Annotated in this window: 26 protein-coding genes and 1 pseudogene; 14 read left to right on the top strand and 13 right to left on the bottom strand. The window is 67.9% G+C overall.

The window, feature by feature from the left end; translation table 11 throughout:
* The first annotated feature begins 114 nt into the window (after nt 1-114).
* From AB0J62_RS36425 to AB0J62_RS36405, 5 genes are all read left to right on the top strand, one after another.
* The gene (locus tag AB0J62_RS36425) at nt 115-876 is read left to right on the top strand and encodes a hypothetical protein (protein WP_363881379.1); all 762 of its coding nucleotides are present in this window, start codon (nt 115-117) and stop codon (nt 874-876) included.
* Between the two features lie 130 nt (nt 877-1,006).
* Complete coding sequence (gene trxB / locus AB0J62_RS36420) at nt 1,007-1,987, top strand: thioredoxin-disulfide reductase (RefSeq protein WP_363881377.1); 981 nt, start codon at nt 1,007-1,009, stop codon at nt 1,985-1,987.
* 32 nt (nt 1,988-2,019) lie between these two features.
* Nucleotides 2,020-2,349, top strand: coding sequence for a thioredoxin (trxA, locus tag AB0J62_RS36415; RefSeq protein WP_134106464.1), 330 nt, complete (start codon nt 2,020-2,022; stop codon nt 2,347-2,349).
* Between the two features lie 56 nt (nt 2,350-2,405).
* Nucleotides 2,406-3,542 (top strand): N-acetylmuramoyl-L-alanine amidase, encoded by a 1,137-nt coding sequence (locus AB0J62_RS36410; protein WP_363881374.1) that lies wholly within the window; start codon nt 2,406-2,408, stop codon nt 3,540-3,542.
* Nucleotides 3,543-3,618: 76 nt separating this feature from the next.
* The gene (locus AB0J62_RS36405; protein ID WP_363881372.1) at nt 3,619-3,969 is read left to right on the top strand and encodes a VOC family protein; all 351 of its coding nucleotides are present in this window, start codon (nt 3,619-3,621) and stop codon (nt 3,967-3,969) included.
* A 2-nt stretch (nt 3,970-3,971) separates the two neighbouring features.
* Here the strand turns inward: AB0J62_RS36405 and AB0J62_RS36400 are convergent, their stop codons facing one another.
* The gene (locus AB0J62_RS36400) at nt 3,972-6,116 is read right to left on the bottom strand and encodes an MMPL family transporter (RefSeq protein WP_363881370.1); all 2,145 of its coding nucleotides are present in this window, start codon (nt 6,114-6,116) and stop codon (nt 3,972-3,974) included.
* A gap of 84 nt (nt 6,117-6,200) precedes the next feature.
* On the opposite strand from AB0J62_RS36400, the gene AB0J62_RS36395 reads away from it, so the two are divergent.
* Entirely contained in the window at nt 6,201-6,527 is a 327-nt protein-coding gene (locus AB0J62_RS36395; protein ID WP_134106460.1) for a helix-turn-helix transcriptional regulator, read from the top strand.
* On the opposite strand, the gene AB0J62_RS36390 is transcribed toward AB0J62_RS36395, so the two are convergent.
* The 4 genes from AB0J62_RS36390 to AB0J62_RS36375 form a co-directional block, all read right to left on the bottom strand.
* On the bottom strand, nt 6,507-7,145 hold the full coding sequence (locus AB0J62_RS36390) for a permease prefix domain 1-containing protein (RefSeq protein WP_363881367.1): 639 nt from the start codon (nt 7,143-7,145) through the stop codon (nt 6,507-6,509). The two genes, AB0J62_RS36395 and AB0J62_RS36390, sit on opposite strands and share 21 nt — an antisense overlap.
* Nucleotides 7,146-7,174: 29 nt before the next feature.
* Nucleotides 7,175-7,567, bottom strand: a complete 393-nt coding sequence (locus AB0J62_RS36385) for a DUF2784 domain-containing protein (RefSeq protein WP_363881365.1) — start codon at nt 7,565-7,567, stop codon at nt 7,175-7,177.
* Nucleotides 7,564-8,223 carry a GNAT family N-acetyltransferase gene (locus tag AB0J62_RS36380; protein WP_134106458.1) on the bottom strand — a complete coding sequence of 220 codons (660 nt, stop codon included), beginning with the start codon at nt 8,221-8,223 and terminating at the stop codon, nt 7,564-7,566. Before AB0J62_RS36380 ends, AB0J62_RS36385 begins: the two co-directional genes overlap by 4 nt.
* Before the next feature lie 61 nt (nt 8,224-8,284).
* A complete protein-coding gene (locus tag AB0J62_RS36375) occupies nt 8,285-8,485 on the bottom strand; it encodes a hypothetical protein (protein WP_134106457.1) in 201 nt (66 codons plus the stop codon).
* 197 nt (nt 8,486-8,682) lie between these two features.
* On the opposite strand from AB0J62_RS36375, the gene AB0J62_RS36370 reads away from it, so the two are divergent.
* The 5 genes from AB0J62_RS36370 (at nt 8,683) to AB0J62_RS36350 (ending at nt 13,257) form a co-directional block, all read left to right on the top strand.
* Nucleotides 8,683-9,993, top strand: a complete 1,311-nt coding sequence (locus tag AB0J62_RS36370) for a PLP-dependent aminotransferase family protein (protein ID WP_363881362.1) — start codon at nt 8,683-8,685, stop codon at nt 9,991-9,993.
* 144 nt (nt 9,994-10,137) lie between these two features.
* On the top strand, nt 10,138-11,085 hold the full coding sequence (locus AB0J62_RS36365) for a D-alanine--D-alanine ligase (protein ID WP_329004571.1): 948 nt from the start codon (nt 10,138-10,140) through the stop codon (nt 11,083-11,085).
* Nucleotides 11,086-11,093: 8 nt separating this feature from the next.
* Nucleotides 11,094-11,903, top strand: coding sequence for an SURF1 family protein (locus AB0J62_RS36360; RefSeq protein ID WP_363881359.1), 810 nt, complete (start codon nt 11,094-11,096; stop codon nt 11,901-11,903).
* Nucleotides 11,900-12,253, top strand: coding sequence for a DUF3817 domain-containing protein (locus tag AB0J62_RS36355; RefSeq protein WP_238160120.1), 354 nt, complete (start codon nt 11,900-11,902; stop codon nt 12,251-12,253). Before AB0J62_RS36360 ends, AB0J62_RS36355 begins: the two co-directional genes overlap by 4 nt.
* 182 nt (nt 12,254-12,435) lie before the next feature.
* The gene (locus tag AB0J62_RS36350; RefSeq protein WP_363881356.1) at nt 12,436-13,257 is read left to right on the top strand and encodes a class I SAM-dependent methyltransferase; all 822 of its coding nucleotides are present in this window, start codon (nt 12,436-12,438) and stop codon (nt 13,255-13,257) included.
* A 347-nt stretch (nt 13,258-13,604) separates the two neighbouring features.
* On the opposite strand, the gene AB0J62_RS36345 is transcribed toward AB0J62_RS36350, so the two are convergent.
* From AB0J62_RS36345 to rpmH, 8 genes and pseudogenes are all read right to left on the bottom strand, one after another.
* On the bottom strand, nt 13,605-14,576 hold the full coding sequence (locus tag AB0J62_RS36345) for a ParB/RepB/Spo0J family partition protein (protein ID WP_363881354.1): 972 nt from the start codon (nt 14,574-14,576) through the stop codon (nt 13,605-13,607).
* An 80-nt stretch (nt 14,577-14,656) separates the two neighbouring features.
* Nucleotides 14,657-15,592, bottom strand: a complete 936-nt coding sequence (locus AB0J62_RS36340; RefSeq protein WP_166679568.1) for an AAA family ATPase — start codon at nt 15,590-15,592, stop codon at nt 14,657-14,659.
* Nucleotides 15,593-16,113: 521 nt separating this feature from the next.
* Complete coding sequence (gene rsmG / locus AB0J62_RS36335) at nt 16,114-16,749, bottom strand: 16S rRNA (guanine(527)-N(7))-methyltransferase RsmG (RefSeq protein ID WP_363881352.1); 636 nt, start codon at nt 16,747-16,749, stop codon at nt 16,114-16,116.
* Nucleotides 16,750-16,795: 46 nt separating this feature from the next.
* Nucleotides 16,796-17,308 (bottom strand): R3H domain-containing nucleic acid-binding protein, encoded by a 513-nt coding sequence (locus tag AB0J62_RS36330; protein ID WP_363881557.1) that lies wholly within the window; start codon nt 17,306-17,308, stop codon nt 16,796-16,798.
* Between the two features lie 335 nt (nt 17,309-17,643).
* Nucleotides 17,644-18,624, bottom strand: a pseudogene (gene yidC, locus AB0J62_RS36325) (membrane protein insertase YidC); the annotation flags it as partial.
* 9 nt (nt 18,625-18,633) lie between these two features.
* Entirely contained in the window at nt 18,634-18,963 is a 330-nt protein-coding gene (gene yidD / locus AB0J62_RS36320) for a membrane protein insertion efficiency factor YidD (protein WP_363881350.1), read from the bottom strand.
* Nucleotides 18,963-19,304, bottom strand: coding sequence for a ribonuclease P protein component (gene rnpA, locus AB0J62_RS36315; RefSeq protein ID WP_363881348.1), 342 nt, complete (start codon nt 19,302-19,304; stop codon nt 18,963-18,965). The genes yidD and rnpA overlap by 1 nt, the downstream gene beginning before the upstream one ends.
* A 26-nt stretch (nt 19,305-19,330) precedes the next feature.
* A complete protein-coding gene (gene rpmH / locus AB0J62_RS36310) occupies nt 19,331-19,468 on the bottom strand; it encodes a 50S ribosomal protein L34 (RefSeq protein WP_130386492.1) in 138 nt (45 codons plus the stop codon).
* Between the two features lie 1,355 nt (nt 19,469-20,823).
* Between rpmH and dnaA the strand changes: the two genes are divergently transcribed.
* The 3 genes from dnaA (at nt 20,824) to gnd (ending at nt 24,982) form a co-directional block, all read left to right on the top strand.
* Entirely contained in the window at nt 20,824-22,440 is a 1,617-nt protein-coding gene (gene dnaA, locus AB0J62_RS36305) for a chromosomal replication initiator protein DnaA (RefSeq protein ID WP_363881555.1), read from the top strand.
* Between the two features lie 447 nt (nt 22,441-22,887).
* On the top strand, nt 22,888-24,033 hold the full coding sequence (dnaN, locus tag AB0J62_RS36300) for a DNA polymerase III subunit beta (RefSeq protein WP_363881345.1): 1,146 nt from the start codon (nt 22,888-22,890) through the stop codon (nt 24,031-24,033).
* Between the two features lie 25 nt (nt 24,034-24,058).
* Nucleotides 24,059-24,982 (top strand): phosphogluconate dehydrogenase (NAD(+)-dependent, decarboxylating), encoded by a 924-nt coding sequence (gene gnd / locus AB0J62_RS36295; RefSeq protein ID WP_363881343.1) that lies wholly within the window; start codon nt 24,059-24,061, stop codon nt 24,980-24,982.

The following is a 24,982-nucleotide window of genomic DNA, read 5'->3' as shown; positions in this document are numbered from 1 at the left end:
ACGGGTACCCCGTCGAAGCGAGGTCGCCTGCCTCTGGCGGCCGGACTGCTGATGCCTTCGACCCGGAGCTTTATATGATCACGCCGCGTACCTCCTGTGAGGAGGCGAGCCCCGATGACCGAATCCGGTCTGCCGACCAGTGAACACCTCGAGCACCTGGATACGGACACGATCGCCGATCTGATCGAGAACCTGCTGCCTGCGCCCGAGGCACACCGCGCTCGTGAGCATGTGAAGGCGTGTCCCGAGTGCCAGCAGACGTACGACGCTCTGGTGAAGCTGTCCGAGGACCTCGCCGAGGAGGGTCGCGCCGACATCCCGATGCCGACCGACGTCGCCGAGCACCTGGACGCCGTCATCGTGTCGGAGTCGGTACTGCGGGCGTCGACGGTCGGCGTGCACTCGTTGGCCCAGATCCGCGAGGAGCCCCGCCGCCACCTGCCGAAGCTGCTCGGCGCGGCGGCCGGCGTCGTACTGATCGCCGCGATCGGCATCGGCGTGGTGTTCGCCACCAAGGACAACGCCACCGAGGGCGCGGCGAGCACCGACCAGAACACCCCGCCCGCGGACGCGGTGACGATCACCACCAACGACCTCGGCCCACGGATCCAGCAATGGCTCGAGCACACGCCGAGCGCGATCATGCACGGCTCGGCGGCCGAGCAGGCCTGCGCCCGGACATTCGCGTCCGGCCGGCCGAACCCGAACGTCCGGCTGGTCCAGCCCGCCAAGATCGACGGCAAGCGGGCCACGATCATTGGCCTGCAAGGCGGCTCGTCGCGCGACATCCAGGTGTTCGCGGTCACCGGATGTAGCGAGCCCGGTGGAGTAGCCAGCCCGTTCTACGACACCACGGTGACACTCCGCAACCGATGACGCCCCACCCCGTCAGGGTGGGTACCGTATAAACGCGGCCCCACCCCTCCGCCCCGGTCAGGGGGAATGGACGGCCTCTAGGATCCGTTGAGTACGTCGTACCAATCTCGACTCCCCGAGGAACGCCTGAATGAGCGACTCCACAGTTCGCAACGTCATCATCGTCGGCTCCGGCCCGGCCGGTTACACGGCCGCCGTGTACGCCGCTCGCGCGGCACTCGAGCCGTTGGTGTTCGAAGGCTCCGTGACCGCCGGTGGCGCGTTGATGAACACCACCGAGGTGGAGAACTTCCCCGGCTTCTCGCAGGGCATCCTAGGCCCGGCCCTGATGGACGAGATGCGCACCCAGGCCGAGCGCTTCGGCGCCGAGCTGGTGCCGGACGACGTCATCAAGGTCGACCTGACCGGCGACATCAAGGTGGTCACCGACTCGGCGGGCACCGAGCACCGGGCCAAGACCGTGATCCTGGCCATGGGCTCGGGCTACCGCAAGCTCGGCCTGGCCGACGAGGACCGGCTGTCCGGGCACGGCGTGTCCTGGTGTGCGACCTGTGACGGCTTCTTCTTCCGCGAGCACGAGATCGCGGTCGTCGGCGGTGGCGACTCCGCCGTCGAGGAGGCGACCTTCCTGACCAAGTTCGCGAAGAAGGTGCACCTGGTGCACCGCCGCGGCGAGCTGCGGGCATCGAAGATCATGGCCGACCGCGCGTTCGCGAACGACAAGATCGAGTTCCACTGGAACTCCGCCGTCGACAAGATCCACGGTGAGGACAAGCTGACCCACCTGACGCTGAAGGACACCGAGACCGGCGAGACCCGCGAGCTGCCGGCGACCGGCCTGTTCATCGCGATCGGGCACGACCCGCGCTCCGAGCTGGTCAAGGGCCAGGTCGACCTGGACGAAGAGGGCTACGTGCTGGTCAAGCCGGACAGCACCGAGACCAACCTGCGCGGCGTGTTCGCGTCCGGCGACCTCGTCGACCACACCTACCGGCAGGCGATCACCGCCGCCGGCACCGGCTGTGCGGCGGCTCTGGACGCCGAGCGCTACCTGGCCACTCTTGAGGACGCGGAGCACGCGGCCGCCAGCACCCAGCCTGTCTCTGTCTGACCTGACTCAAAACCACTGAAGGAGATACGCCCATGGGCGAGAAGATGAATGCCGTCACCGACTCCGAGTTCGACCAGACCGTGCTGAAGAGCGACAAGCCGGTGCTGGTGGACTTCTGGGCCGAGTGGTGTGGCCCGTGCCGCCAGGTCTCGCCGATCCTGGAGGAGCTGGCGCAGGACCACAGCGACAAGATCACCTTCCTGAAGATGAACGTCGACGAGAACCCGGTCACCCCGAGCAACTACAAGGTCACCGGTATCCCTACGATCAACGTCTACGTGAACGGTGAGCTGGCCAAGTCCATCGTCGGCGCCAAGCCGAAGGCAGCGCTGCTGAAGGAGCTGGCGGCCTTCACGGACTGACAGAGCATCGCCTGATCTACCCAGGACCCCCGTCCGCCACGGCAAGGAGCAGTTGCATGGCAGTGTCACCGTCTGGCCCGCACGGCTTGTACCGGATCGGCGACAGCGGTGAGGCGGTCGCCGAGATCGTCGGCAAGCTCCAGCGGCTGGGGCTGTTGGACGGCGGTCACGACGTCTACGACGAGGCGACCGCGCACGCTGTCCGGGGGTTCCAGCAGCAACGCGGACTGATGATCGACGGGATCGTCGGCCCGCAGACCTATCGAGCGATCGACGACGCACGTTGGCGGCTGGGCGACCGGCTGCTGACGTACGTCCCGTCGCACCCGCTGTCCGGTGACGACGTACTCGCCCTGCAGGCGAAGCTGCAGGAGCTCGGGTTCGCGGTCGCCCGGATCGACGGGATCTTCGGCGCCGACACCCAGCGCGCGGTGACCGACTTCCAGCGGAACATGGGGCTTCCTGCCGACGGGACCTGTGGACCCTCGACGTTCAAGGCGCTGCAGCGGATCCGCCCGATGGCGACCGGTGGCCGGCCCGACGCACTGCGTGCGCGCGAGGCCGTCCGCGCCGCCGGCCCGCGGTTGTCCGGCAAGACCGTGGTGATCGACCCTGGCCACGGCGGATTCGACTACGGCTGGGAGGGCTACGGCCTGCGCGAGTCCGACATCGCATACGACCTGGCGGCCCGGATCGAGGGTCGGCTCGGCGCCACTGGCGTCCGGGCGTATTTGTCACGGGGCCGCGATCAGGGGCCGGACGAGCTGGCCCGGGCCGCCTTCGCGAACGAGACCGACGCGAACCTGTGTGTCTCGCTGCATACCGACGGTTCGATGAACCCGGAGGCGCAAGGCGTCGCGACGTACTACTACGGCAATGACCTGCACGGCGCCTCGTCGAGCGTCGGTGAGCAGTTCGCCGGCCTGGTCCAGCGTGAGATCGTCGCGCGGACCGACCTGCTGAACTGCCGCACCCACGCCAAGACCTGGGATCTGCTGCGGCGGACCAAGATGCCCGCGGTGCGGCTCGAGATCGGGTACGTCACGAACCCGCACGACTCCGCCCGCCTGGCCGACCCGGCGTTCCGCGATGTCATCGCGGAAGCGATCGTGGTCGCCATCCAGCGCGTCTACCTGCCGCCGGAGCAGGACGCCGCCACCGGCATGCTCCGCTTCGGGCAACTGACCGTCTGAGCCGATTTCCGGCTGGTCGATTTCTGGATGGGCCGTTCGTCAACTGGTTGAGCATCAGTTGACCTAGGAGGGGCTCATGGCACATCCAGTCGTCCACGCCGAGATCCGATCGGCGGATCCGGACAAGACCCGGCAGTTCTTCGCTGAGCTGTTCGGGTGGAAGGTCGCGTCCGAGGGCGCGTACCAGGGGTACACGTTCATCGACACCGGTACGCCGGAGGGGACGTACGTCGCGATCGGCCCGCGGCAGAACACCGAGGACGAGGTGCTGTTCTTCGTCGGGGTCGAGGACGTCGCGGCCACGCTCGCGCGCGCCCAGGAGCTGGGCGGACAGATCGTCCAGCCCGCCCAGCAGGTCCTCGGCACGAGCTTCGGCGTCTTCGCCGATGCACAAGGACACAGGATCGGCGTGGCCGCCAACGGCTGAGGTCAGTCCTTCTCGAGGGCGATCCGCGGCAGCGTCCGGTCGAGCCAACGAGGCAGCCACCAGGCGCGGTTGCCCATGAGGCGCAGTACGGCCGGGACGATGATGCAGCGGATCAGGAGGGCGTCGAGAAGGACCGCGGTCGCCAGGCCGAGACCGAACTGCTTCAGCATCCGGTCCGGGCTCAGCAGGAACGCGCCGAACACCACGATCATGATCGCGGCCGCCGCGGTGATCACACTGCCCGTGGTCGCCAGTCCTTCCCGGACGGCGGCCCGGGCATCCTTCGTCCGTCGCCACTCCTCGTGGATCCGCGACACCAGGAACACCTCGTAGTCCATTGACAACCCGAAGACGATCGCGAAGATCATCACCGGGACGAACGCCTCGATCGGCCCCGCCTGCGCGCCGAACCAGCCCTGCTGGAACACCAGCGTGATCATGCCGAGCGAGGCGCCGATGCTGAGCAGATTGAGTACGGCGGCCTTCAACGGAATCAGCACCGACCGGAACACGGCCATCAACAGCAGCGCCGACAACCCGACCACCACGAGCACGAAGATCGGCAGCCGCTTGCTCACCGCCGAGGCGAAGTCGTCGGCCGCCGCGGTCGCTCCACCGACCAGGTACGTCGCCCTGGTCTCCGACTCGAGCTTCGGCAACGTGTCGTCGCGCAGTCGCTGGACGAGGTCGCTCGTCGCAGCGTCCTGCGGCGCCGACTTCGGGAACGCCAGCACGGTCGCGACCTTGCCGTCCGGCGTCAGCTGCGGCGGCGTCACCGCCGCGATACCAGGATCCGCCGCCAGCGTCTGACCAAGCAGCTGAGCCGCGGTCCGATCCCCCTCGGACACCACGACGAGCGGGCCGTTGAATCCCGGCCCGAACCCGTCGGCCAGCAGGTCGTACGCCTTCCGGCTGGTCTTGGCCGGATCGTCGGTCCCCGCATCGGCGAACCCGAGCCGCATGTTCAACGCCGGGAGCGACAGCGCCACCAACGCCACGACCCCGAGCAGCAACGGCACCCACGGCCCGCGCTGCACCATGCCGGCCAGCTTCCGCCAACCCTCACCCGGCGTACGACGCTGTTTCGCGGCGTGCTTGCGAACGCTCCGCTCGATCCGTTTCCCGAACAACGTCAGCAACGCCGGCAGCAACGTCACCGCTGCGAGCATCGTCATCAGCACGGTCAACGTGACACCGAGCGCAACGCCTTGCAGCGATCCGAGTCCGAGCGCCAACAACCCGAGCAAGGCGATCACGACCGTGCAGCCGGCGAACAGCACCGAACGACCCGCGGTGTCCAGGGCAACGATCGCGGCCGTCTCCCGATCCGTCTCGCTCTTCAACAGCTCGTGGCGATAGCGGGAGAAGATCAGCAACGCATAGTCGATGCCGACGCCCAGACCGACCAGCATCATCACGGGGGTGGTGTAGTCCGGCACCGTGAACAGATGCGACGCGAGCATCAGCAACCCGACCGTGCTGCCAACCGCGAACACCGCGGTCAGCAGCGGAAGTGTTGCCGCAAGCAACGATCCGAAGAGGAACACGAGGATCACCAGCGCGGCCAGGATGCCCGCGCCCTCGGACGCACCGCCCGAACTGTCCGCGGCCTTCCGGGCCAGATCCCCACCGACCTCGACCTGGAACCCCGGTGCCGCGAAGTCCTGCGCCCGCTGGACGATCGTCCGCACGTCCTCCACCGGCATATCCGCCTGTGCGACATCCAGGCTCACGGTCGAGTACGCCGTACGTCGATCTGTCGACATACTGCCTGGGGCGGTGAAGGGATCGGCGACCGAGGCGACGTGCGGCAGGGTCCGGACGACGGCCAGCATCGACGCCATCCGGCTCTTGTCCGCGTCGAGGCCGCCATCGGCCCGGACGACGATCTGCACCGAAGCCGTGTCGCCCTTCGGCTGGTGCGCCTGGAAGATGTCGGTCACCCGCTGGGAGTCCGTGCCCGGGAGCGAGTTGTCGTTCTTGTAGTTCGCGCCCACCACGGTCGCTGCGGCGGTGACGGCGGCCAGGACGAGCACCCACAGCAGGAGCGCGAGGCCGGCGTGCCGCATCGCCCAGCCGGAGACGCGGTGCAGTAGACCCGGCGGTTTCGTGCCGGGCGGTCGTCGTACGGGGGTGTCCACGGTCATCGCCGGGGCCTCCTCACTGCTTGATACGTAGATTGGCTACATGTTGCCTCTCGACACTAACAGACATATGAGTAGACTGGCTACATGAAGGCGGATGCGCTGCGTGGGCACCTCGATCCGATGATCCTGGCGGTCGTCGAGCACGAGCCGCTGCACGGTTACGCGATCATGGAGGCGCTGCTCGAGCGGAGCGGCGGCGAGCTCGACCTGCCGACCGGCACGCTCTACCCGGCGCTGCGACGGCTCGAGCGAGCCGGCTACCTGGCCAGTGAGTGGAGCACGGTCGGCGGGCGTAAGCGCCGGACCTACCAGCTCACCAGCGCCGGATCGAAGATGCTTGCCTCGGGCAAGCAGGAGTGGCTGACCTTCCGCGCCGTGGTGGAAGGGGTGCTACGCCCGCGCGAGGCGTAGCGCGCGGGCTGCCTGCACGCTCACGAGCGCGAGCGGCAGGACGACGAACATCCCGACGATCCCGTACGCCGGCAGGCCTGGAGCGTGGCTGCTGGTCGCGGTCATGGTGACGCCGATCCCCGCGATCAGCGCGGAGCCGGCCAGGGTGAAGAGTGCGGTGATCCGGCTCAGGTGCTCCCGAACCGACGGGAACCGCTGCCCGATGCCGGTGCCGAGCACAGCGAGCACAGCGCCGGCGATCACCACGCCGCCGACATCGCGGACCACGATCTGGAGCAGGTCGTTCAACGCGCTCGAATCGGTCTGGTCCTGGGTCCAGACCCAGGCGCCGCTCTGCCAGACGATCGGCTGGATGATCAGTGCCAGCAACAGCATCATCGCCGTACGCCGGCTCTGACTGATCGCCAGCTCGGACCGGTATCCCGGTGCGACGTCCTCGATCGCCCCGAAGTCGGCGACCGCGTGCTTCTCCGCGTCGTACCGGTCGAAACCGTCGGCCTCGAAGGCCTCGGTCGCGTCGGTCAGGTGGTCGCGGGCCTCGGCCAGCAGATCCGCCTTCCGGCGCCGTGGTCCCCGGAGCTGTTTGCTCAGCGCGGCGAGGTAGTCGTCGATGGGCACCCTCCCAGTATGGGGAGGCTTCGTCCGGCTCACGTCCGGGGTCCCACTGACTCTCCCCTGACCTTGGCCTTCCGACCGTGCCGTACGACGAAGAACCCGGCGTACCCGATCAGCACCAGCGCGAAGCCGATCCGCTCCGCCCATGGGGTCGCGCCCTCCGGCCAGAGGTGTCCTTCGAGGTAGTGGTGGATGTACCCGCCCGCGTAGACGCTCTCGCCGCCCTGCCGACGGAAGTACTTCTCGGTGGCCGTCACCGGGCAGCCGAAGTCGACCAGGACGATGACGAGGTTCCACACCACGATCGCGAGGTGGAACCAGATCAGCTTGGGCCACCGCCAGGCGAGGAAGCCGCCGACCACGAAGAACAGCAGCAGCGCACCGTGCACGACCATCACCACATCGGCCAGTGCGCGCCAGATCATGGGACCTCCGGACCCGACCTCAGCGCGTCCCGGACCGTCACCGGACCGGACGGCGCGGGCTCCGGGCGGATCGCGCCCATCAGCCGCTCGACGGCGGCCTCCATCTCGCTGCGCCAGGTGATCGCCGACCGCAGGTCGAGCCGGAGCCGCGGATTGCGCGGGTGCTCACGGACGACCGCGAAGCCGACGGCGCGGAGGAACTCGGTCGGCCAGACGCAGCCCGGCCCGTTCCACCGCGAGTCACCGAACGCCTCGACCGCCCGGAAGCCACGCTTCAGCACGTCCTTCGCGACCGCTTGGACGAGGATCTTGCCCAGGCCGAGCCCCAGATACCGCGGCTGGATCCGGCCGGTCGCGAGTACGACGGCGTCCGGGCTGACCGGAGCGGTCGGGAACGCCTGGACCCGGGGCAGGTACGTCGCCGGCCCGTAGAGCGCGAATCCGGCCGGATCGTCGTCGACGTACAGCACGACGCCCGCAGGACCCCAGTCGAGCAGGAGCTGGGACAGCCAGGCTTCCTTCTCCAGCGCGGTGTCGCCGTTGCGGTCGGCCTGGCGCGCGGCGACCGGGTCGAGCTCCCAGAACACGCAGTCACGGCACGGAAGCGGCAACTCGCCGAGGTTGGCGAGTGTCAGCGGTTCGAGCCGTCGGGCCATCAGCGCGTCCGGTCAGCGGTGCTGCGTCGATCGTGGCTTGTTAGCTTCGTCACGATGCGTGTCATCGCGTAGCGGGTTCGGTCGCCGGTTCCGGCACCGGGGCCGGGGTCCGCGCGTCCGTCGTGCGAGTCGCCTCGGGGGCGACGTACCGCTGTTGGACCTTCGCGGCGGGTTGCCGCCGGAACAGCTCGGCCGCGAATCCGGCCAGCACGCCCAGCAGCAGTCCGCCGAGGGTCCAGCCGGCTGTCTTGCCCACGCTCATCCCGAATCCTGCCTTCCGCAGTCCACCTCTCAGGCCGCCCCGCGCCGCCCTGGCTGTCTCAGCAGCCAGATCACGGCATGGTCGAACCTGCCCCTATAAGGCATGGTAGTGAGAGGTTGCGCCGATCCACAGCCCGGACTCGGGTCTGTCGACGTAACCTGGTGACTTCCCCCTCGATCACCGTTGGAGTGGCCCTCGTGAGTGCTGACGTGCCTGATGTCCGGCAGACCCGCCTCGACAACTATGTCGAAGCGTACGCAGCCCGGACCAAGGGCATGACCGCCTCGGAGATCCGAGCACTGTTCTCCGTTGCCAGCCGCCCCGAAGTGGTCTCCCTCGCCGGCGGCATGCCGAACATCGGTGGCCTGCCGCTGGACGTGGTCGGCGGCGCGGTCCGCGACCTGGTGATCGACAACGGCGCGGTCGCGATGCAGTACGGCTCCGGCCAGGGCGACCCGGCGCTGCGCGACCAGATCTGCGACATCATGCGGCTCGAGGGCATCGAGGCGCATCCGGACGACGTCGTGGTCACGGTCGGCAGCCAGCAGGCCGTCGACCTGGTGACACGGGTGTTCTGCGATCCGGGCGACGTGGTGATCTGCGAAGCGCCGTCGTACGTCGGTGCGCTCGGCGTGTTCCGTGCGTACCAATGCGAAGTGGTGCATGTCGCGATGGACGACGACGGCGTCGTGCCGGAGGCGCTGGAGCAGGCGATCGCCACGGTCCGCGCGGCCGGCAAGCGGATCAAGTTCTTCTACACGATCCCGAATTTCCACAACCCCGCTGGGGTTTCGCTGTCGGACGAGCGCCGGTCGCGGGTGCTGGAGATCTGTCAGCGGGCCAAACTGCTGGTGCTGGAGGACAACCCGTACGGGCTGCTCGGCTTCGAGGGTGAGCCGCAGCGCGCCCTGCGGGCCGACGATCGCGAAGGTGTGATCTACCTCGGATCGTTCTCCAAGACGTTCGCGCCCGGCTTCCGGGTGGGTTGGGCGGTCGCGCCGCACGCGGTGCGGGAGAAACTCGTGCTGGCACAGGAGTCCGCGACGCTCTGCCCGCCGACGTTCAGCCAGCTCGCCATCTCGTCGTACCTGGTCCGGCACGACTGGATGGGACAGGTGAAGCAGTTCCGCGAGATGTACCGCGAACGCCGGGACGCGATGCTCGCGGCGCTCGCCGAAAAGATGCCTGCAGCAACGACTTGGACGCGGCCGCGCGGCGGGTTCTACGTATGGCTGACGTTGCCGGAAGGCCTTGATGCGAAGGCGATGCTGCCGCGGGCGGTCACCGCGCGGGTCGCGTACGTGCCCGGGACGGCCTTCTTCGCCGACGGTTTCGGCTCGCAGTGCATGCGGCTGTCGTACTGTCATCCGACACCGGAGCGGATCACCGAAGGTGTCGGTCGGCTCGCCGCGGTGATTCATGAGGAGCTCGAGCTCCGCGAGACGTTCGGTCCGCTGCCACCTGGTGCGGGTCGTGACTACGACGCTCCGGGACCGGAGCTGAGTTAGACCACCCTGCTGCGACGAGCGCAAAGGTTGCGCAATGGATCTACGGGTGGCCGTGGGTCGCTGACGCGCTAGCGGTACCGTTCCAATGGGCCTCGGGACCGGCGCCCGTGCCGGAGTCGCCCACGAGTGATCGGGATATTTGTGATGAGTGATCTGGGTCGAGTGCTTGTTCTGGCCGGCGGGCTGTCGCACGAGCGGGACGTCTCGCTGCGGTCCGGCCGGCGGGTGGCGGACGCCCTGCGCAGCGTCGGCGTAGAGGTCGAGCAGCGCGATGTCGACGCGTCCCTGGTCGACCGGCTGCGCAACGATCCGCCGGACGCGGTCTTCCCCGTCCTGCACGGCGTGACCGGCGAGGACGGCGCGCTCCGCCAGGTCCTCGACCTGTACGGCGTTCCGTACGTCGGCGCCGACGCGGCCGCGTGCCGCACGGCCTTCGACAAGCCGGTCGCGTCGACCATGGTCGGAGCCGCCGGGCTGCACACGCCGGCGTCGGTCGTGCTCGGGCATGACACGTTCCGGGAGCTGGGCGCCGCGTCGCTGATGGAATCGGTGATCCACCAGATCGGGCTGCCGCTCGTCGTGAAGCCGGCCCGCGGCGGCTCCGCGCTGGGCGCCTCGATCGTGCGGTCGGCCGAGGAGCTGCCGTCCGCGATGGTGAACTGCTACGCCTACGGTCCGGTGGCGCTGATCGAGCAGTACATCGACGGCACCGAGGTCGCCGTGACCGTGGTCGACACGGGCGACGGGCCGCGGGCTCTGCCGGCGGTGGAGATCCGGCCGGACTCGGGGTTCTACGACTACGAGGCGCGCTACACGGCGGGGGCGACGCAGTTCGTCGTACCTGCCCGGCTCGAGCCTGAGGTCGCGGGTGCGTGCGCCGCGGCGGCCGTGCAGGCTCACCAGGCCCTGGGGCTGCGGGACCTGTCGCGGTCGGATCTCGTCGTGGACGCGGCCGGTGTGCCGTGGTTCCTCGAGGTGAATGTGGCGCCGGGGATGACGGAGACGTCGCTGGTCCCGTTGGCGGCCGAGGCCGCTGGGATCGAGCTCGGTGTGCTCTGTCGCGATCTGCTGGCGACGGCAGCTGCTCGCTGAAGGTTGTGATGCCCGACGTACCCCGGCCGCTGTGGCGGACCGTCCTGACACCGCGATGGATCGGCCTGCTTGTGCTGGCGCTGGCCATCGCTGCGGTGATGTCGGTGATGGGTGTGTGGCAGCTGGGTGTGTACAAATCCAAGACGGCCGACGCCACGGCCCACCGCGCTCAAGCTGCACCGGTGGCGCTGCAGTCGCTGTTCTCGATCGACGAAGGGCTGCCCTCCAAGGCGGTCAGTCGACGGGTGACGGTGGACGGGACATGGGGTCCGGCCGCGGATCAGGTCTTCATCGCCAACCGCTCGCAGGACTCGCGGGTCGGCTTCTGGGTCGTGTCGCCGGTGAAGCTCTCGTCGTCCGACGCCGTGATGGTGGTTCGTGGCTGGGTCCCGACGGTTGGAGATGCCGCTGCGAAGGCCCCTAGCGGCCCGGTGCGGCTGACCGGGACGGTGATCGCGTCCGAGGCGGAGGATTCCTCGGCCGATGCCGCCAAGGGACGGGTGCTCTCGTCGCTGCGAATCCCGACGATCGTCCACCTCGTCGACTACCGGGTGTACGACGCGTTCGTCGTCCAGCAGTCCGTGTCCGGCGGCGTACCGTCCCCCGCGCCGGCCGCCGTCCAGCCGCCCCCGCCGCCGACCGACCACGCCGGGCTGCGGAACATCGCGTATGCCTTCCAGTGGTGGATCTTCGCGGCCTTCACGCTGTGGATGTGGGCGAAGATGGTGCTGGACGCCAACCGCGTGATCGACGAGCCAGATCCGGACCAGGACCGGCCCGGAGAGCGTGTGGAGCCAAGCGGTACCGTTTCAGCGTGACCTCTCCAGCCGACCCCGCCACCTCCGCCGGCTCGCAGCCGTTGACCCCGGCCGTCCGCGGCGCGCTGATGCGCTACCGCGTGATCGCGTACGTCGTCGGCGTGATGCTCCTGCTGTTGGTGTTCCTCGCCATGCCGCTCAAGTACTTCGCGGACAGCCCCGGCGCGATGGACGTGATCGGCCCGACGCACGGGTTCCTGTACATGGTCTACCTGCTGCTGACCTTCGACCTGTTCCGCCGGGTTCGTTGGTCGTTCCCGCGACTGGTGATGATGGCGCTGGCCGGCACGATCCCGTTCCTGTCGTTCTACGCCGAGCGCAAGACGTCGCACGAACTGCTGGGCCGCTAATCCCGTTGTCCCGCAGGGGTTCCGGCCCCTAGTGTCCCGGAAGGGCTGTGGCTTGGACGATAGCGGTGTCCAGGTGCGTGCATCGGGGTGCTTGGTCAGTGGCCTCGATGCGGAGCATCGTGGGCGCTGGCCAAGTGCCGCGAGGTGCGTGCCTGGGCGCCGATAGCGTCAAGCCACAGCCCTTGCGGGACACTGACGTCAACTCCGTGCTGCATGACATCACGGAGTCGAACCGCGCCAGCTGGAACCAGATCCACGCTGCGCGCCCAGGGCAACCAGCGTCGTACTTCGCCGACGGTGGCTCGACGCTGTCCGCCGACGAGCTCGCAGCGGCGGGCGAGGTCCGCGGCTGCCGCGTCCTGCAACTCGCCTGTTCCTGTGGCGACGAGGCCCTGTCCTGGGCCCAACTGGGCGCCGCGGTCACCGGTGTCGACATCTCCGAAGTGGCGCTGGATCTGGCGCGCTCGAAGTCCGTTGCCGCTGGCATCCAGGTCGACTTCCGCCGCGCCGACATGCTCGCCCTCCCGGCGGACCTCACCGGCTTCGATCTCATCTACCTGAGCTGGGGCGCGATCTGCTGGGTCCCCGACCTGACCGTCTTCGCGACTCTGGTCGCTTCACGCCTGGCACCTGCTGGCTCGATCCTCGTGGCCGACCATCACCCCGTCTGGGAAATCCTCGCCGTCCAGGGCCCCGGGGAGTTGACGGTCACCGCCGACTACTTCGGCCGCTCGACCGCGCGCGCCACCATCGAAAACACCAAACTCCCGACCGGCGCCCGCAACAACCCTGCCGCTCCCTCCTTCACGGCCTTCATCTGGCCTCCGAGCGACATCATCACCGCCCTGTCGGCGGCCGGCCTCACGCTGGCCAGGTTCCAGGAGTTCCCCAACCCGGAGATGTACGCCGGCCTGGGCCCCACCGCGAGCCTGCTCCCCGCCACCTACCTGATCAAAGCCACCCGCAATGTTTCACATGAAGCATTGCAGCATGTCCCCAAGTAACTATGTCGACAAATCTCGCATCGGCCCACGAGGTTTGCCACCGGACCGCGCACACCGAGCACCTCGGCCGAGGCGGCTTAGGATCCCGCTGACAGAGGAATCCGGCCCTCGCGGGAGGCTAGTTGTACTGCCCAGGAGTTGGATGGCGGTGGCGGCTTTCCACGATCAAACGCGCCAGCCGCAAACGGGTGCGCGGAGACACCGCAGCGTGAGCGTGGAACGCGAAGGCCTCCTGGCCGTGAGGTGGTTACTAGACATCTCCACTTCACGCCGGGAGGCCTTCACCTATCAACCACGTTCACAACGTGTCATCACACAAACTGAACCAACCTGCCTGGGCAGTACAGCTAGTCGTTCTGCTTGTTGGGGTCCATCAGCGTGACAATGCGTTCGAGGTCGTCCAGGGAGGCGAACTCGACGGTGATCTTGCCCTTGGTCTTGCCGAGATCCACCTTGACGCGCGTCTCGAAACGGTCGGAGAGCCGGTCGGCTAGATCGACCAGGCGCGGGGCCACTGGCTTGTTGCGGCGGCGGGGCGGAGTGGGATCCTCGGCGTTCATGTCGCCCAGGGCGACGATCTCTTCGACGGTGCGGACCGAGAGGCCCTCGGCGACGATGCGCTGTGCGAGGCGCTCGATGGCGTCGCCGCTCGGGAGACCCAGGAGAGCTCGAGCGTGGCCCGCGGAGAGAACCCCGGCAGCAACGCGGCGCTGGACGCCGGCGGGCAACTTCAGGAGTCGCAACGTGTTGGAGATCTGCGGGCGCGACCGGCCGATCCGATTGGCGAGGACTTCCTGGGTGCAGCCGAAGTCGTCGAGCATCTGCTGGTAAGCGGCAGCTTCTTCGAGCGGGTTCAGTTGGCTGCGGTGCAGGTTCTCCAGGAGCGCGTCCCGGAGCATCGCGTCGTCGGAGGTGTCACGGACGATCGCCGGGATCGTCGCCAGGCCCGCCTGCTGCGTCGCCCGCCACCGCCGCTCGCCCATGACGAGTTCGTACTTGTCGCCCTCGAGCCGGCGAACGACGATCGGCTGCAGGAGACCGATCTCCTTCACCGAGTGGACGAGCTCCTCCATCGCCTCCTCGTCGAAGACGCTCCGTGGCTGCTTCGGGTTCGGCGTGATCTTGTCGACCTCGATCTCGGCGAACGAGGCGCCCGGTACCGCGGCCAGCTCCGGACCCTGCGGCCCCTGCTGCTCAGCCGGTTTCGCGATCGGGGGCGCCCCCGGGATCGAGCTCGACTTGCTGCCGAGAGTCGTGGTGCCGGGGGCCGGCGAGCTGGGGATCAGCGCGCCAAGTCCGCGTCCGAGTCGGGTGTTCATCGCGCTCCCTCGAGATCGACATCCTGAGTCACTGCTGACGTTCCCGTTTCACGTGAAACGGTGCCACACCGATCCAACGATCAGGCGTTGTTCCGCATGGCGATCTCACGAGAAGCCTCCAAGTACGACAGTGCGCCCGCCGACGCCGGGTCGTACGCGAGCACGGTCTGCCCGTGGCTCGGGGCCTCGGAGATACGCACCGAGCGCGGCACGGCAGTCCGCAGTACGGCGTCCTTGAAGTGGCCGCGGACCTCGGCGGCGACCTCGCCGGCCAGCTTCGTCCGCGCGTCGTACATCGTCAGCAGGATCGTCGAGACGTCGAGGCCGGGGTTCAGGTGCGACTTCACCATGTCGATGTGGCGGAGCAACTGGGACAGGCCCTCGAGTGCGTAGTACTCGCTCTGGATCGGGACCAGCACCTCGCGCGCGGCCGTCAGCGCGTTCACGGTCAGCAGGCCGAGCGACGGCGGGCAGTCGATGAAGACGTAGTCGTACTTCTCCCCCGCGGCCTCGCTCTTGGCCAGATACGCATCGAGCACGTTCTTCAACCGGCTCTCGCGGGCGACCACGCTGACGAGCTCGATCTCGGCGCCGGCCAGATCGATGGTCGCCGGGATTACTTGGATGCCGGGGTGTTCAGCGCACGGCTGGATCAGGTTGTCGAGTGCCTCGCCCTCGATGACCGCCTCGTACACGCCGGGCGTTCCTTCGGCGTGGTCGATCCCCAGGGCCGTCGACGCGTTGCCCTGGGGGTCGAGGTCGATCACCAGGATCTTCGCGCCGTACAGCGCCAGGCCGGCGGCGACGTTCACGGTTGTCGTGGTCTTGCCGACGCCACCTTTCTGGTTGGCGACCACGAAGACTCGGGTCTGGTCGGGCAGCGGGAACTCGCGGCCCATCGTGCGTCCTTCATTCACCAGCAGGGTCCGTTCGGTCGCGGCGGCGATCGGAGTCTCGAGAAGTCGTCGCTGAAGCTCGTCCGACGTGGCCCGCGCGGCGATCTGTGCGGCAGTCATAGCGCCCATTCCAAGAGGTGCGGGACTTGGCCCGAAGAGGATGTCGGTAGGGGTCGGGGCGGGTCTGCCCCCAGCTCCGTCCACAGGCTGCTGTGGACGAATTCCCGTGTGCAGAGGCAGTTTCATGCGGTGGTCATCCACAGGTGGTGGAGAGTCCGCGAAGCCCGGTTCGGCGTCCACCAGTGACGCCGATTCGGGCTCGGAACCATCATCGCGCATGTCGGGCGTTTCACGTGAAACGGTGCCGTCGCCGGTCGCTCCGGGTACGTCGAGACCAGCCGCGGCAACGGCCCGGAGGCCAGAACTGTCGATCGGTGGCGTCGCCACGATCGGGTCCGGAAGCTCCGGAGAAGAAGAAGTCTGGACAGGAGGTGCCGGCGCGGGGGTGAGATCGGGAGCCGGTTCGTGGGTGACCACGCGAACGCTGGATTCCGGATCGGTCGGCCAGCCGATGCCCTGCGAAGACCTCGGCTCACCGGTGCTCTTCTCGGGCCATCCGAGGGCACGACTCACCAACCCGCTCACCTCCCGTGTCGTCCGTGCCGGGATCCCCCTGCAGCACGTCCGGCCACAATACTCACCACAGTCGTGGGGAGGGCCAGTTCCTCGCCGCCGAGTTGATGAATGTGCCAAAGCTCTGCCCCGAGCTTCGCCAATTCGCGTTCCGAGGCGTCCAGTTCCTCCTCTGCGGACTCGCCCTTCATCGCCAGCATCAGTCCGCCCTCGACACAGAGCGGCAGACACCAGCGTGCGAGTTTGCCGAGAGGAGCAACGGCCCGGGAGGTCACCACGTCGTACGACGCCCGTGGCAGATCCTCGGCCCGCGACCTCACCACTGTCGCGTTGTCGAGCTCGAGTGCGTCGACCGCTTCCTGGAGGAAGGTGGTGCGCCGGAGCAACGGCTCAACGAGCTCCACCTGGAGATCGGGACGGACGATCGCGAGCACGATCCCTGGCAGGCCGGCGCCGGTGCCGATGTCGGCAACCAGGGCCTCCTCCGGGATCAGCCGCTCGACGACGGCACAGTTCAGCAGGTGCCGATCCCAGAGTCGCGGCACCTCGCGCGGCCCGATCAGCCCCCGCAGGGTGCCTTCGGTCGCGAGCAACTCGGCGTACGCCGAAAGCCGGACCGCCGCCCGTGGAAACAGCTTGTCCACGAGCGGCGGTGTTTCACGTGAAACGAATTCGGTCACTGGCGTGCGTTCATGGCTGGACCACCACGCGGCGGCGGGGCTCCTCGCCCTCGGACTCTGACGTGAGGCCCGCGGCGGCGACCACGTCGTGCACGACCTTGCGCTCGAACGGCGTCATCGGGTCGAGCCGGACCGGGGTCCCGGTCGCCTTCGCCTCCTCGACCGCCTTCCGGCCGACCTCTTCAAGCTCGGCCTTCCGGTTCGCCCGGTAGTTCGACACGTCCAGCATCAGCCGCGACCGCTCCCCGGTCTCCCGGTACACCGCCAGCCGGGTCAGCTCCTGGAGCGCCTCCAGCACCTTGCCGTTCTCACCGACGAGGTTGTTGAGCTCCGCACCGACGATCGACACCGCGGCGCGATCGCCGTCGATGTCCATGTCGATGTCGCCGTCGAGATCGGCGATGTCGAGCAACTCCTCGAGGTAGTCCGCCGCAATATCGCTCTCGGCCTCGAGCGCCTTCAGGCGATCCTCGGCCGAACGGTTCGTACCGGCGGACTGCTCCGCCGCCTCAGTGTTCTGCATGCCGTCGCTCACGGCCACTCCTTCGCAATATCGGAATCCGCCCCACGGGGATCCCGTCGTTCACAAGTCAGGATGTGCAAGCACGAAGAGCTCGCGGGTCAGCGCGAACCGCCGGAGCGCTTCTGCGCCGCCCTCTTCTGCGCGGCCCGCTTCTGGGCGGCCGACTTGGCGGCAGGCTGGCGCTTGGTAGAGCCGGCCGGCTGCTTCTTGGCGACAGCGCCCTGGGCGTTCTTCGGCGCGTCCTGGGGCCGCGGCTCGTCCTGCGGTGCCGTCGTCTGGCCGTTGCTCGACGCCGTCGAGTCGGAGGCGGTCGCGGCACCGGCGGCCGGGCCGCTCTTGCGGTCGCTGCGCGACTGACGCTTCGGCTGCTGACGCTGGGCCGGACGACGGTCCGAGGTCGCGGTCTCCGTCGCGGCGCCCGCCGTACCGGGAACGCCGTCGTCGACCGGCCTGCCGTGCCGCACGTTGTGCTCGCGCTTGCGGGCCTGCATCGCGTCGTACGCCGGGGTGCCCGGAGCGGGGTTGCGCCGGATCACGTAGAACTGCTGGCCCATCGTCCACAGGTTCGAGACGAACCAGTAGATCAGCACACCGATCGGGAAGTTGAAGCCACCGATCAGGAAGAAGACCGGGAAGACGTAGAGCATGACCTTCTGCATCTGCGCTGCCTGGCCGGTGAGGGCCTCCTTCGGCATGTTCTTGCGCATCAACTGAAGCTGCGTGGTGAACATCGTCGCGGTCATCAGGATGATCAGCACGATCGCGACGACCTTGACGTTGCCCGCACCGGGGCCGCTCGCCTTCAGGAAGGTCTGCGAGATCTCCGCACCGAAGATCTTCGCATGCTGCAGCGAGCTCACGTACGGCTTCATGATCTCGCTGTGCCACTGGCCCTTGGCGGCGTAGTCGAGCACCCGGAACAGCGCCAGGAAGATCGGCGACTGCAGCAGCAGCGGAAGGCACGAGGAGAACGGGTTGGTGCCCGTCTCCTTGTACAGCTTCATCATTTCCTGACCGAGCTTCTCCCGGTCATGGCCGTACTTCTTCTGCAGCTCCTTCATCTTCGGCTGCAGCAGCTGCATGTTCCGGCTGGAGCGGATCTGCCGGACGAACAGCGGGATCAGCAGCGTCCGGATGACGATGGTCAGGCCGGCGATGGACAGCGCCCAGGCCCAGCCGCCGTCAGGGTCCAGCACCTGGCTGAGCAGCCAGTGCCAGCCGACGAGCAGCGCCGAGACAGCCCAGTACAGCGGCGTCATGACCGTGTTGAACAGATCTACGATCCCGTCCCAAACGGCGAGCCCGGGGATGGCCAGAAGAGTCACTCATGCACCTCGCTGCACAGGCCCGGCGTCGGCTGACGGTCCGGGCTGGTTGGCGGAGTCGTGAAGACAGGAGTCCTCATGATCTCCGCGCTGGTCGACATCTGTGGGTGGAACGGGGTCGTAGCCTCCGGGGTTCCACGGGTGGCAGCGGATGAGTCGTCTCATCGCCAGCCAGCTACCGCGCACCGCACCGTGGCGCTCGACCGCCTCCAAGGCGTACGCCGAACAACTCGGGTAGAACCTGCAGACCTGCCCGTACATCGGGCTGATCAGCAGGCGGTACAGCTTCAGGAATCCGATGATCCCGCTCCGCACGGGATTGATCCGCATCATGACTTCAGCAACCGGGTCAGAGCACCGTCGACATCCGCAGCGAGCTCGTCGTACGACGCCGAGGCGGACGACGGGAGCGCACGGACGACGGCCAGGCTGCCGGCCGGAAGATCGGGGAGCCGCGTTGTCAGCACAGCACGCAGACGGCGGTGGACCCGGTTCCGCAGAACCGCGTTGCCCACCGCCTTGTTCACAACGAATCCGACACGTGGAGGCTCGGTGCAGCCGTCCTCCACCAGCAGGTGGAGAACCACCGCGCGCCGCGACGCGCGACGTCCCGACCGGACGGCGCGACGGAAGTCGTCGGACCGGCGGAGCCGGTTCGACGCTGGCAGCACGAGGTGGTCACCGTCGAGCAGGTCGCTCAGGCCGCGAGGCGCTGACGACCCTTGCCACGGCGGGCGGCGATGATCGCGCGACCCGCACGGGTACGCATCCGAAGACGGAAGCCGTGCTTCTTGTGCCGACGACGGTTGTTCGGCTGGAACGTCCGCTTGCTCACTGGAATGACTCCGGTTACTCGAGATCACAGAATGTCGACAAATCCACTGATTGGATCTGTCCAATGTAGCCGTCCTACACACCACCGGAGGAATCCGCAGGGAGCGCAGCACGAAACGGCCGGCTCAACACCGACTGATCCACGGTACGTGGCCGCCTGTGGACAGGTCAAACCAGGTATCCCCAGACTTTTCCACAGGCTTGTGGACAGGATAGTGGGCAACGTCAGCACCGGGCCGTGGTCACCCTCCGATCCGGACAGCCACAGAGAGCGATCACAAACCATGACTACGCTCCGGCGTCTACCCGACACGCCGCAAGTTGCCCCCAATTTCCTGTTCATAGCCTGTGGATGACGGCTTGAAGCTGCCTACTCAGACTTGTTAGCGTCACTCCCTCACACCAGAGGTCCCACACCCCGCGATTGGTAACCAACCTGCTCCTGCGGTCGTTCACAACTGTGGACAACCGTGTGGACAGTGCGGCGGTCGGGTCGAATGGTCGCGCTACCCGGGTCCGCCCGGGACGCGCCGGCCACCGCAGCGATGAATCGGGGAGCAACGCGTGGTCGAGGACCATTCCGCCAGTGCGGAAGTCACACCGGTGGGATACACAACAGCCGAGGACCGGACGGAGCACTCCGGCGACGGCCGCCAGGACCTCCGCCCCGAACCCGACGCAGGCCTCCGCCCCGAGCCGGAGGCGAACTTCCGGACCGAGGTCCCGCCCGCCCCCGAGCCGCAGCCTCGGGCGGAGACCGCGCCCCCGGTCGAGAACAGCCCGGCTCCGCGGATGGATCCCGCCGACTACCTCAGCCCATCCCTTCCGATCCCGATGCCGGAGCAGCCGGCGCCCGGTTACCGGCCAGCGCCGCCGCCGGGTCCGTACGGTTACCGCTCCGAGCTCGAGCGCGCGGCAACCGATCTGCCGGCCGGCTCCCTGCAGCCACCAGCACTACAACCGCCGGCACTACAGCCGCCGGTAGGTACGGCGTACTTCGGCGCGGCGCCGACCATCGGCAATGTCCGCTACCCCGGTGAGAACACCGCCTGGGGCAGCGCTCCCGAATGGGGTACAGGCAGCGGAGACAGAGCGGGCTCGGCAGCGAACGAGGGTGATGGACGTGCGGACAACGCAACCAGCAACCAGTGGTCACCGGATCACCGGCCCACTCAACAGAATGCTGAGCAGCCCGCCGAGACCCAGACCCCCGGGCAGCACACCCCGGAGCAGCATGCCCCGATCCAGCACGCTCCCGAGCAGCAGCCCCAGCAGCAGCCTCACCAGCAGATCCCTCAGCAGCACGCACCCCAGCCAGCGCCACAGCCGGTGCAGCAGCCTGCGCCCCAGCAGGAGGTGGCAGCACCGGTGACGGATCTTGGTGATGCCTGGACCCGCGTACTCGCAGGCCTCCCGCCGAACCAGCGCGCCTGGCTGACCAATTCACGTCCGGTGACGCTGCACGAGAGCACCGCGATCGTGGCGGTACCCGACGACTTCACCCGCGGTCAGCTCGAGACCCGGCTCCGTCCTGACCTCGAGCGGATCCTCACCGAGAGCTTCGGCCGCGACATCCGGATCGCCGTCACCGTCGACCCGTCCCTCGACCCCGAGCTCCGCGAGCAGCAGGCCGCACAACAGGCCGCTGCCCAGCAGCCCCAGCAGTACGCACAGCAGCAGCCACCACAACAGCAGCACCACCAGCAGCAACCCGCCGTACGCGAGCCGCTGCGTACCGAAGGCGCATACCAGCCGACCATCCAGTCAGCGCTGACTGACCCGGACAACGGACCGCAGTACAACCAGCCGCGTCCGGATGCAGCGCCGCAGCACTTCCAGCAGCCGGCGCCGCAGCAGCAGTTCGGTCAGCCGATGGGCTCCGTCGCACCGCCGCCGAACGGTTCGCCCACCCAGTCGGCCACCGAAGCGCAGGGTGAAGCCAGGCTGAACCCGAAGTACACCTTCGAGACCTTCGTCATCGGCAGCTCGAACCGGTTCGCCCACGCCGCCGCGGTGGCGGTCGCCGAGGCGCCGGGCAAGGCGTACAACCCGCAGCTGATCTACGGCGACTCCGGCCTGGGCAAGACCCACCTGCTGCACGCGATCGGGCACTACGTGCGCAGCCTCTACACCGGCGCCCGCGTCCGGTACGTGTCCAGCGAAGAGTTCACCAACGACTTCATCAACGCGATCCGCGACGACAAGGCGTCCCAGTTCCAGCGCCGGTACCGCGACGTCGACGTACTGCTGATCGACGACATCCAGTTCCTCGAAGGCAAGATCCAGACCCAGGAAGAGTTCTTCCACACCTTCAACACGCTCCACAACGCGAACAAGCAGATCGTGATCAGCTCCGACCGCGCGCCGAAACGCCTGGAAGCGTTGGAGGATCGGCTGCGCAACCGGTTCGAGTGGGGTCTGATCACCGACATCCAGCCGCCCGACCTCGAGACCCGGATCGCGATCCTCCGGAAGAAGGCAGCGACCGAGCGGCTGACGGCTCCGCCCGAGGTGCTCGAGTTCATCGCGTCGAAGGTGCAGACGAACATCCGTGAGCTCGAGGGCGCACTGATCCGCGTCACCGCGTTCGCCAGCCTGAACCGGCAGCCGGTCGACCTGAGCCTGGCCGAGATCGTGCTGAAGGACCTGATTCCCGAAGGCAGCAAGCCCGAAGTCACCGCCAGCATGATCATGGGCCAGACCGCGTCGTACTTCGGTCTGTCGATCGACGACCTGTGCGGTTCGAGCCGGAGCCGCGTGCTGGTGACCGCACGACAGATCGCCATGTATCTGTGCCGCGAGCTCACCGACCTGTCCCTACCGAAGATCGGCCAGCAGTTCGGCGGCCGCGACCACACCACGGTGATGCACGCGGAACGCAAGATCAGGCAGCTGATGTCCGAACGGCGCAGCGTTTTCAACCAGGTCACCGAGCTGACGAACCGGATCAAACACCAGGCGAAGCAGCAGTAGAAGAACCGCACAGGCTGGGGACACAGCTGTGGAAAACTGTGGGTATTGCCGTGGACACAGCGGTCAATCGTGTGGACGCCCTGTGGGGACAGAATCCGTCATCCGCAGGCGTCCCCAGCACGACCGAGACTCGTCCACACGCCGTCCCCACCCAGAAATGCGGTCTGACCTGCGAACTCGTCGCTTTTCCACAGTATCCACCGGTGCGAAGAACACTATGGAATCTGTAGAGAGGTCCCAGGCCACAAAACGAACGGGCGGCCCGATCTGGGGAAAACCCCGATCTCGCGTCGATCGCACCGACCTGTCAGGCTGTTCCCGTAACGACCCGCAGCACGACGCCGACGCGACCCGCCCGAAGCGCCACGTCAGGCCCGATGGGCGCACAGCACCTTTGTCCGTGGCAGGATCTGCCTGGCACACAGCCGAATCAGGAGGCACCCAGCGGTGAAGTTTCGCGTCGAGCGCGACGTACTGGCCGAGTCGGTGGCCTGGGCCGCGCGCAGTTTGCCCAGTCGTCCCAGCGTTCCGATCCTTGCCGGCCTTCTGGTCGAGGCCGAGGACGGGCAGATCACTCTGTCCGGCTTCGACTACGAGACCTCGGTCCGCGTCACCGTGCCCGCGCAGGTGGCGGACTCCGGCAAGTGCCTGATCTCCGGCCGGCTCGTCGCCGACATCTCCAAGAGTCTTCCGAACCAGCCCGTGGACTTCGCCGTGGACGGAGCGAAGGCTCAGGTCACCTGTGGCAGTTCGCGGTTCACGCTCCAGACGCTTCCTACAGAGGAATATCCGGCTCTGCCGGAGCTTCCGGCCGCCAGCGGGACGGTCAAGGCCGATGTCTTCGCCCAGGCCGTCTCCCAGGTGGTGACCGCGGCCGGGCGTGAGGACACGCTGCCGGTGCTGACCGGTGTCCGGGTCGAGATCGAGGGCTCCACGATCTCGCTGCTCGCCACCGACCGCTACCGGCTCGCGATCCGTGAGCTCGAGTGGAACCCGCAGTCCCCCGACGCGTCCGCGGCCGCGCTGGTGCCGGCCCGGGTGCTGTCCGAGACCGCGAAGGCGATGACCGGCTCCGACGTGATCGTGTCGCTGGCCGCCCCGGGCAGCGGGGACGGCATCGTCGGCTTCGAGGGTGAGGTGTCCGGTGGCAACCGGCGCGCCACCACCCGGCTGCTCGACGGCGAGTTCCCGAAGGTCCGCGGCATCATCCCGACCGACGCCGCGATCGCGACCCGGGTGCGGATCGACACCGCGACCCTGGTCGAGGCGGTCAAGCGTGTCGCCCTGGTCGCCGAGCGCAACGCCCCCGTCCGGCTGACCTTCGAGGAAGACAGCGTGACGCTGGACGCCGGCAGCGGTGACGAGGCGCAGGCGTCGGAGTCGCTCGAGGCGCGGGTCGTCGGCGAGCCGGTGACCGTAGGCTTCAATCCGACGTACCTGCTCGACGGCCTGGGCGCGATCGGGACTCCGGTCGCACACCTGGCCTTCACGCAGGCGACGAAGCCGGCCGAACTGACCGGTGTGCGGGACTTCGAGGGCGAACCGATCAGCGAGTTCCGGTACGTGTTGATGCCGGTCCGCCTCAACAGCTGAAAGCCAATAGAACAAGGGGATTCAGATGGAGCTCGGCCTTGTCGGTCTCGGCAAGATGGGCGGCAACATGCGCCAGCGGATTCGCAACGCCGGCCACACCGTGGTCGGGTTCGACCACAACCAGGACATCTCCGATGCCAAGGACCTGGCCGACATGGTCGGCAAGCTCACCGCCGACGGCCAGCCGAAGGTCGTCTGGGTGATGGTGCCGGTCCAGGCCATCGATCCGGTCGTCACCGAGCTGGCCGAGCTGCTCTCCCCCGGCGACATCGTGATCGACGGCGGCAACAGCCGCTGGACCGATGACACCCGCCGCGCCGCACAGCTCGCCGAGAAGGACATCCGCTTCGTCGACTGCGGCGTCTCCGGCGGCGTCTGGGGCCTGGAGAATGGCTACGCCCTGATGTGCGGCGGCGACAACGACACCGTCAACACCGTGATGCCGATCTTCGAGGCGCTCAAGCCCGAGGGCGAGTTCGGTTTCGTGCACGCCGGCAAGGTCGGCGCCGGCCACTTCTCGAAGATGGTCCACAACGGCATCGAGTACGGCATCATGCAGGCGTACGCCGAGGGCTACGAGCTGCTCGAGGCGTCCGACGTCGTCGAGAACGTGCCGGAGGCGTTCCAGTCCTGGCGCGAGGGCACCGTGATCCGCTCGTGGCTGCTCGACCTGCTGGTGAACGCGCTCGAGGACGACAACCACCTGGAGAAGATCCGCGGGTACGCCGACGACTCCGGCGAGGGCCGGTGGACCGTCGAGGCCGCGATCGACCTCGCCGTACCGGTGCCGGCCATCGCGGCCGCGCTGTTCGCCCGGTTCTCGTCGCGGCAGGACGATTCACCGGCGATGAAGGCGATCGCCGCCATGCGCAACCAGTTCGGCGGTCACGCGGTGAAGGGCGCCGAGGCCGCCGACCCGTCGTATGCGACGCCCCCGATCAAGCACTGA

Origin of the sequence: Kribbella sp. NPDC049584 (assembly GCF_040675555.1) — a bacterium.
Classification (GTDB): domain Bacteria; phylum Actinomycetota; class Actinomycetes; order Propionibacteriales; family Kribbellaceae; genus Kribbella.
The sequence above is the reverse complement of the archived record's forward strand: the minus strand, read 5'-3'. Positions and strand labels throughout refer to the sequence as shown.

Excerpts from the sequence above, each read along its gene's own strand:
- AB0J62_RS36425 (WP_363881379.1), top strand. The coding sequence starts at position 115 with ATGACCGAATCCGGTCTGCCGACCAGTGAACACCTCGAGCACCTGGAT.
- trxB (WP_363881377.1), top strand. The coding sequence starts at position 1,007 with ATGAGCGACTCCACAGTTCGCAACGTCATCATCGTCGGCTCCGGCCCG.
- trxA (WP_134106464.1), top strand. The coding sequence starts at position 2,020 with ATGGGCGAGAAGATGAATGCCGTCACCGACTCCGAGTTCGACCAGACC.
- AB0J62_RS36410 (WP_363881374.1), top strand. The coding sequence starts at position 2,406 with ATGGCAGTGTCACCGTCTGGCCCGCACGGCTTGTACCGGATCGGCGAC.
- AB0J62_RS36405 (WP_363881372.1), top strand. The coding sequence starts at position 3,619 with ATGGCACATCCAGTCGTCCACGCCGAGATCCGATCGGCGGATCCGGAC.
- AB0J62_RS36400 (WP_363881370.1), bottom strand. The coding sequence starts at position 6,116 with ATGACCGTGGACACCCCCGTACGACGACCGCCCGGCACGAAACCGCCG.
- AB0J62_RS36395 (WP_134106460.1), top strand. The coding sequence starts at position 6,201 with ATGAAGGCGGATGCGCTGCGTGGGCACCTCGATCCGATGATCCTGGCG.
- AB0J62_RS36385 (WP_363881365.1), bottom strand. The coding sequence starts at position 7,567 with ATGATCTGGCGCGCACTGGCCGATGTGGTGATGGTCGTGCACGGTGCG.
- AB0J62_RS36380 (WP_134106458.1), bottom strand. The coding sequence starts at position 8,223 with ATGGCCCGACGGCTCGAACCGCTGACACTCGCCAACCTCGGCGAGTTG.
- AB0J62_RS36375 (WP_134106457.1), bottom strand. The coding sequence starts at position 8,485 with ATGAGCGTGGGCAAGACAGCCGGCTGGACCCTCGGCGGACTGCTGCTG.
- AB0J62_RS36365 (WP_329004571.1), top strand. The coding sequence starts at position 10,138 with ATGAGTGATCTGGGTCGAGTGCTTGTTCTGGCCGGCGGGCTGTCGCAC.
- AB0J62_RS36360 (WP_363881359.1), top strand. The coding sequence starts at position 11,094 with ATGCCCGACGTACCCCGGCCGCTGTGGCGGACCGTCCTGACACCGCGA.
- AB0J62_RS36345 (WP_363881354.1), bottom strand. The coding sequence starts at position 14,576 with ATGAACACCCGACTCGGACGCGGACTTGGCGCGCTGATCCCCAGCTCG.
- AB0J62_RS36340 (WP_166679568.1), bottom strand. The coding sequence starts at position 15,592 with ATGACTGCCGCACAGATCGCCGCGCGGGCCACGTCGGACGAGCTTCAG.
- AB0J62_RS36330 (WP_363881557.1), bottom strand. The coding sequence starts at position 17,308 with ATGCAGAACACTGAGGCGGCGGAGCAGTCCGCCGGTACGAACCGTTCG.
- yidD (WP_363881350.1), bottom strand. The coding sequence starts at position 18,963 with ATGCGGATCAATCCCGTGCGGAGCGGGATCATCGGATTCCTGAAGCTG.
- gnd (WP_363881343.1), top strand. The coding sequence starts at position 24,059 with ATGGAGCTCGGCCTTGTCGGTCTCGGCAAGATGGGCGGCAACATGCGC.